This is a genomic window from Streptomyces sp. AK08-02, from assembly GCF_033795085.1.
In the GTDB taxonomy this organism is placed as follows: domain Bacteria; phylum Actinomycetota; class Actinomycetes; order Streptomycetales; family Streptomycetaceae; genus Streptomyces; species Streptomyces echiniscabiei.
The window spans coordinates 939,177-945,710 of the sequence record NZ_JARAZV010000001.1; the positions used below are offsets into that span (position 1 = coordinate 939,177).

Annotated in this window: 4 protein-coding genes; all 4 read right to left on the minus strand. The window is 67.6% G+C overall.

All coding sequences use genetic code 11. The annotated features are described in order from the left end of the window. Positions 1-73: 73 nt before the first annotated feature. Positions 74-802 carry a TniQ family protein gene (locus PV734_RS45775; protein WP_415924142.1) on the minus strand — a complete coding sequence of 243 codons (729 nt, stop codon included), beginning with the start codon at positions 800-802 and terminating at the stop codon, positions 74-76. A 73-nt stretch (positions 803-875) separates the two neighbouring features. After that, a complete protein-coding gene (tpg, locus tag PV734_RS03945) occupies positions 876-1,433 on the minus strand; it encodes a telomere-protecting terminal protein Tpg (protein WP_319097428.1) in 558 nt (185 codons plus the stop codon). A gap of 3 nt (positions 1,434-1,436) precedes the next feature. Further along, on the minus strand, positions 1,437-3,527 hold the full coding sequence (gene tap / locus PV734_RS03950) for a telomere-associated protein Tap (protein ID WP_319097427.1): 2,091 nt from the start codon (positions 3,525-3,527) through the stop codon (positions 1,437-1,439). 57 nt (positions 3,528-3,584) lie between these two features. Continuing rightward, the gene (locus PV734_RS03955; RefSeq protein ID WP_319288760.1) at positions 3,585-5,975 is read right to left on the minus strand and encodes a DEAD/DEAH box helicase; all 2,391 of its coding nucleotides are present in this window, start codon (positions 5,973-5,975) and stop codon (positions 3,585-3,587) included. Positions 5,976-6,534 lie beyond the last annotated feature (559 nt).

The window sequence follows — 6,534 nt, forward strand, 5'->3', positions numbered from 1 at the left end:
CCGAGTGGAGCCAGATCAACTTCTTACGCCATGGAGCCACTTTCAGTCCGTGCAGTGGAGCCCAAAGAAGTGCTTACAAACAGGTGACCAAGCCGCGGGCCAGGACTCGCCACCGCCCGGGCTCTTCGCCCTCGGGAACGGTCGCACACAGCCTTGCCGGCCACAGAGTTTCTTCCGGCCACTTCTGCGCCCACCACCAGGCTGTGACTGCCTCAGCAACCTCGAACGCGCAACCAGCGAAGGGGGAGCGCTGCAGTAGCCTCCGGTGATTCTCCTGCGCCTGGACCACCTCCGGGCATCCGGCCAACCCGACGACACGACCCCCGCCGCCAGGCACGCTCATCAGCCAGCATCGGTGGCGTGGGCAGACTCGCTGGTGCGCCGCCAAGTACACCCGGGCTGGTGCAACGAGACCGGTCCGCGCAGCCACACAGCCCGGGCACGCCGGACCCCAGGCAGCAACCGTCTCCACCCCGTTGTGGAGCCGCGCCGTCGGCCTCTCCTTCGAGGGGCCCAGCGGCTCCTCCCGCGCCCAGGCCGGCAACGCACGGCGTAAGCCCACCTGCGGCACACGACACAATGCCGCGACCCGGTCCCGGGCCGCAGCGTTCAAGAACACCTCACTGTCGCCCTGTAGAGCCCCGACGACGTCCTGCTGACCAGCCACTTCGGTAACCGCCGACAGCAGACTCCCCACCGTCAGGCTGTACCTGTCCGCGATCCGCCCCAGGAACGACAGCGTCATCTCACCCTGGAGAGGAGCCACCCGAAAGGCACCCGCAGCCAGCAACAGCTTCCCCACCCATCCCGTCGCTTGTGACAACTATCGTGCTTCGGCTCAACAAGCAGGTGCCGGACCTGCGGCCGGTGCCAGGTCAGTAGTCGAGGTCGAGGTAGTCGATGTCGTTGAGGGTGACGTCGGAGAGTCCTGTGGCGCGCCCTCCGCTGTCTTGGAAGTAGATCTCTTTGAGTCCCTCGGCGATGATCTGGCGCATTTCCTGGTCGTCGGCACCTGTGTGGCGGGCGTCGAAGAGGCGTTGTGCGTAGGCCGGGGGGAGGTGGACGGTCAGGCGCCGGAAGCGTCCGTCGTCGGTGGTGCCGACCGGTGCGGTGTACCCGAACCGCGCCCTCGTCTCCACCGTGATCCCGCCGGAGGTCGCGGCCTGCTTCTGCCGGCGCTTGCGCACCTGCGGCTGCCACCGCTGGCGTACGGCGTCGTCGAGTTTCGCGGCGACGTCGGCGCGGGCGTGTTTGCGGGCGCCGCGTCGGTAGCGGTTGACGGAGTCGGCGGTGACCCCGAGTTCCTGCGCGACGGCCTTCGCGCTGCCCATCTGCTTGAGCAGGTAGCCGATCTGACCCTTCAACGTCTTCGGCGGCTCGCGGGTGAAGGCCTCCCGGTCGGCGCGCTCGATCGCGTCGTCGATCTCCCCCACGGCCTACTCTCCTTCGTCCAGGACGGCGTCGCCGCCCTTGATGTGGCGGGCCGGGTTGAGGCCCTTCTCCATCAGGTCGACCGCCCACAGCATCGACTGGACGCCCTCCAGCTTCGCCAGGCCCGGCGTGGGCCCGAGGCGGAAGCCGCCCGGCTGCGGCTTACCGCTGGCGGCGTACGGCAGGAAGTCCAGCGGCGAGTCGCCCGGCGAGGGGTAGACGACGCAGTCGGAGAGTACGGCGAGCGGGTACAGGCCCGTCATCTTGACCATGTTGCCCAGCTTGCGGTGCATGTTGACCCGCGCCTTGGAGATGACGGCGGCGCGGATGTCGGGGCGCCAGGTCGGGCGTTCCAGGGCCGGCCACCGCTCGCCCGCCTTGTACTGCTTGCCCTGGGGGCGCTCTCGGAGCTTGCCGACGCCGCCCTTCACGGTCGCCTTGATGGCGGCGAGGACCGCGGCCATCGCCGGGTCAGCCTGCTTGTGCTGCTCCATCGCGGCGAGGAAGGCCCGGTCGTCCAGGTCCTTCGTGACGCCGAGGTCGGCGAGGGTGTCGACGTAGGCGGTCTTGAGGCGGTCGTGCCACGGATCCAGGTACGCGCCGGTCTCGCGGCGCAGGTACCCCTCGATCGGAGCCACGTTGTGGCCGAGCTCCTGGGCGTAGGCGACGGTGTGCGTCTGGTACCAGGCCGGTCCCGTCGGGCGGGTGCCGTCCGGGGTGAACGGGCTGGGCAGGCGCGGGTCCAGGTCGATGTGGGAGAGGTCGACCAGCCAGCTCCCGGGGATCTTCGGGTTGAACTTCGGGGTGTGGAAGTGGTCGGGGGCGGAGAGGCCGACGACCAGGCGGGCCGCGGCGGCGAGGAACGCGGTGTTGAGGTCCAGGCCCACCGCGAAGGGCAGCACGCACTCCTCATCACTGAGCAGGTCCACCGAGCGCACCCACTGGTACGCCTCCTCGTTGAGGAACCCGCCGGTCCAGCCGGAGTTCACGACGACGGGGTGCTCCGGGGTGGCCTCCGGCGGCGCCGGGTCCATCAGCTCTGTCCCCAGCGAGCCCGCGTTGTAGCCGGACACCCAGTTCCCGGTCGTCGGGTCCTGCACGGCCTTCGTCGGCGGGCGCAGCGCCGTCATCAACTCCAACCCGGACACGGCCGTTGAGCCGCGCGGGGTGATGACCCTGGTCGCGTACACACCGATGACGCGGGCGACGTCGGCCGCCTCCATCTGCGCGACGCCGGGCCAGGACCGCTCATCGAGCGCGTCCCAGGACAGGACGGCGAGCTGCACGCACTGCCGATTACGGCCCTGCGCCTTGCGGTAGATCCGCGCCCACGGGCCGAACCCGCGCTGCGTCAACTGCCACTTCGCTCGAGCGATCTCCTTGACCACCGGGTGGTCCTCGGGCAGGCGCAGGGAGCGGCGCTGCTCGTGGCCCTCCAGGCGCTCGGGCAGTCCCAGCTTCACGGCGGCCGCGGCGGTGAGGACGATCAGCGGGTCGGAGTCCTTGCCGTACCGGTTCAACTTCGCGGCACCGAGGCCGGACTCGCGCAGTGTCCACTCCACCAACTCAGGGATGGTGGTCGCCGGGCAGTCGAGCACGATGCCGTCGACGCCGTACGCGGAGCCATCACCGTCCAGCACAGCGAGCGGACCGTGCGGGAACCGCGAGTCGGCTACAGGCGCGGAACGCTTCTTCGCCGGACGGCGCGACGTCGCCGACTCAGCCTGGACGACGGGCACCTCCACTACGGCGGGCGCCTCGGGCACGGCCGGGCCGGTGAACGTCTCCGCAACCGGTTCCGGGTTGAGCGCGGGAGCCGGGGCGGGCGTGACAGCGGGAGCTCCGTGGGCCGGGTACTTCGCGACCCACCCGCTCAGCAGCCGCTGGTAGGCATCCAGGCGCGGCGACTTTGGCTCCGAGCGGCCGTTCTCCCAGTTCTTCACCGACTGGGTCGTCGTCTTCAACGCGGTGGCGAGGCGGGCCTGGGTGATGCCGGCGGCCTCACGAAGCCGGGCACGCTCCGCCGGAGGCGGGAGATGCGGCTCCTCGTTCAACAGAGCGTCGACGGACGCGAACAGCTCTTCCTCAGATGCCATTTCCTGCACCTTCACTCAGGGACTCGATACTGCTTAACCAAAAACTTAGCCCACTCCTTAACCTTCTTGTGCCCATTCCAACCCCAGCGCGGCGAGTGCGGCGAGTTTGTCGACGGTGAGCTTCGCGCGGCGGCTTTTGCTGTTGCTGAGGAACACTCCGAGTCGGACTTCTGCCCCGTCCTCCAACTGCTCTGTGTGGCCTCTGGGGACGGCCACGGAGCCCTCCCGCGCCTTGTACTGCGCCAGGGCTGCAATACCCCGTTCGAAGGCTCCAGAGGCGCCCTGGGGGGCCTTGGCGGGCGTTTCCTGCTCCGGTGGGAGCGGTACGACACCAAGCTGCTCCAGGCGCTCGCGCTGCCCGTCCATCAGCGAAGCCCATACCGCCGGTTGGCGCTGTTTCGCGGCCCATCGTCCGATGTCCATCCCGTGGACCGTGACGCCGGGCAGGACATCGGCCTGGCCCTCTTCGTCGCGCACGAGCTCGCGCAGCGCCGCATAGTGCCGCTGCCATTCGGCCGGCCACCCGGGGTTCCAGTCTTCGTCGACGGCTTCGAGCGCTGTCTTCCATTCGGGGTGGTCGTCCAGCGCACCAGGACGCCGCAAATTCGCGAGCCACATTCCCAAGGGTCTGTCCAGCGCACTGGCGGTCCGGGGCGCACAGAGGGTCCAGTGTTGGTCGTAGTACGCCTTCGCGGCTTCCAGGTTTTCCTGGAACCTTTCATCGGCCATCGACCACACCATGCCGAGCCGCTCCAGGCGCTGGGCGCGTTGCCCGTTCATCTCCCCGGCTCCGTATGCGCGTCGCTGCTCCGCGACCCATTGTCCTAGGGGTGTTGCGCCCTCGCGGTGTCCGTAGGGAACTCTCGCGTTCCCGACTCGTTCGACGTATGTCTTCAGTTTTGCCCAGCCGCGGGCCCAGTCCTGGCGTTCGGTGTCGATGATGTTGAAGGACACCCAGTCCGCGACCATCACCGGATCCCTGGGGGCGGCGAAACGGAGCAGCAGGCGTGATTCGTTCTCGCCTTCCTCGGGCGGTGTACCGATGTGCTGGGACGGTTGCGCGACGTCCTTCTGCGGCTCCTGGGGGATCGCCAGCAATTCGATTGCTTCTTCGTCGTGAGCGCGCAGGCCTTCCAATACCTTCACCAATGGGCGATACGATCCCGAGGTGAACATGTCTTCCGGCTTTTCCCCGGGCTGGAGAAATACCGGCACGATCAGAGAGGCGAGCTTGCCCTGTCCCGGCTTCTGACGCAAAGCCCGCCCGATGGCCTGCACAATGTCATGCGGCGCGCCTTTGGGGTCCAGGAGAGCCACGGAATCCACGGCGCGAATATCAACGCCCTCACCCAATACGCGACAATTCGAGAGAATGGCACGCAGCGTGGTGGTGCCGAATTTTCCCAGGACTCCGCGCCGGCGCTCGGGTACGTGCTCGCCGCAGAGCCAGTCGGCCCAGATCTGCGCCGGGTACCGCTCAGGCTGGTCGGCGTGCAGCTTGGCCGCCACGCGCTCCAGGCCTTCCGCGTATGCCTGTGCCTCGATGGTGCGGTGGTGGAAGGTGATGCACGTCGACAGGTCGTGCTGCGCCATCGTGTGCAACAGCGCGGCCTGCAGGGCCCCGAGCCGCTGACCGCGCACCTCCTCACTGCGCCGCTCCTCACCCATCAGCCGCTCGGGCGTGACGACGGGGTCCTGGAGCTCCAGGACGATGATCTGGTACCGCGCCAGCAGCCCGCGCGACACAGCCGACGCGAGCGAGAGTTTGTACAGGACGGGCCCGAAGACGGTCTCGTCGTCCATGGAGGCTGCCATCTCCCGAGGCAGTCGGTCGCGCACTCCCTCAGCGACCTCGCGGTTCAGCCGCTCTTCCCAGATCCGCGGCGTCGCCGTCAGGTACAGCCGGCGCGCCGACGGAATGACCCCCTGGTCGTGTACCGCGGCCCAGGCCTTACCCATCGAGCCACTGGTCCTGTGGGCCTCGTCAACCACCGTCAGGTCCATGAGAGACAACTGCTGCCCGTAGACGCCCTCGAACGCCTCGGAAAGGACACCGAGGCTGGCGTACGTCGCGAAGACGGTGACCGGCCCCTGCCCGTGCCACAGGGCGAGCTGCACCGGATTCGTGGTGCTCCGGACCTTGAGATTCCACAATTCCGGGTCGTCCTGGAGAGAACACACCGCGACCGCCGGACCAGTGTGCCCGGCGGCATTCCATGCCTGAACCGTCTGGGACAGCAAATCCAGCGTCGGTACCAGGACGAGAATGCGGCCCTTGGGCGCGAGCCGCTTTGCCGCCGCAGCCGCGATGATGGTCTTTCCCGTTCCGCACGCGGCGTGCACCTGTCCGCGTAGGCCATTCACGGGAATCCCGCCCGGCGGGATATCGAGACCACGCACAATGGCGGCAACGGCCTCGATCTGGTGGGCACGTAGTTTCACGGCCATCCCCGTGTTCTCCTTTTCGCGGAATGAGGCGCGTATCAGAATGAAGATTCCCGGAGCGGCGAAGGGCCCAGGGGTGATGCTATCTGTTCCCAGACTCTACACAGTGCACAAGCATGATGCATCTCTCTCGCGTCAACTTCCGCACCCTAGGGTGACACATGGCCGATTCCCGCCTTCCCGTGACCGATCAGGGTGTATGCTCGCGAGATTCGGTGGGGCTGCGTACGGGCAGTTGAGAACGGGGGAGGGGTTCGGGTGGAGCGCAGCGGAGCCCGTCACTACGGTGGGGCCGGCACTTCGTCAGGCCGATGATCCGTCACATACGTTGCAGAGGTGGTGGCTGGGAAACCCAGACCCTACACAGTCCCACACATGATGCACCTCCCCTTGCTGTCAGCCCAGGCGACCGCGCTTGCGCGGGTGCCCCAATTCGCGCTTGCGCGAATTGCATTCCGTTCCAGAATTCCGTTTACGGAATTCTATTCCCGCGTTTACGCGGGAATCCGAATTGCGCTTGCGCAATTCGCGCACTATGCAGCGCGCCAGCGCTGCATATCCC

Excerpts from the sequence above, each read along its gene's own strand:
- PV734_RS03955 (WP_319288760.1), bottom strand. The coding sequence starts at position 5,975 with ATGGCCGTGAAACTACGTGCCCACCAGATCGAGGCCGTTGCCGCCATT.
- tap (WP_319097427.1), bottom strand. The coding sequence starts at position 3,527 with ATGGCATCTGAGGAAGAGCTGTTCGCGTCCGTCGACGCTCTGTTGAAC.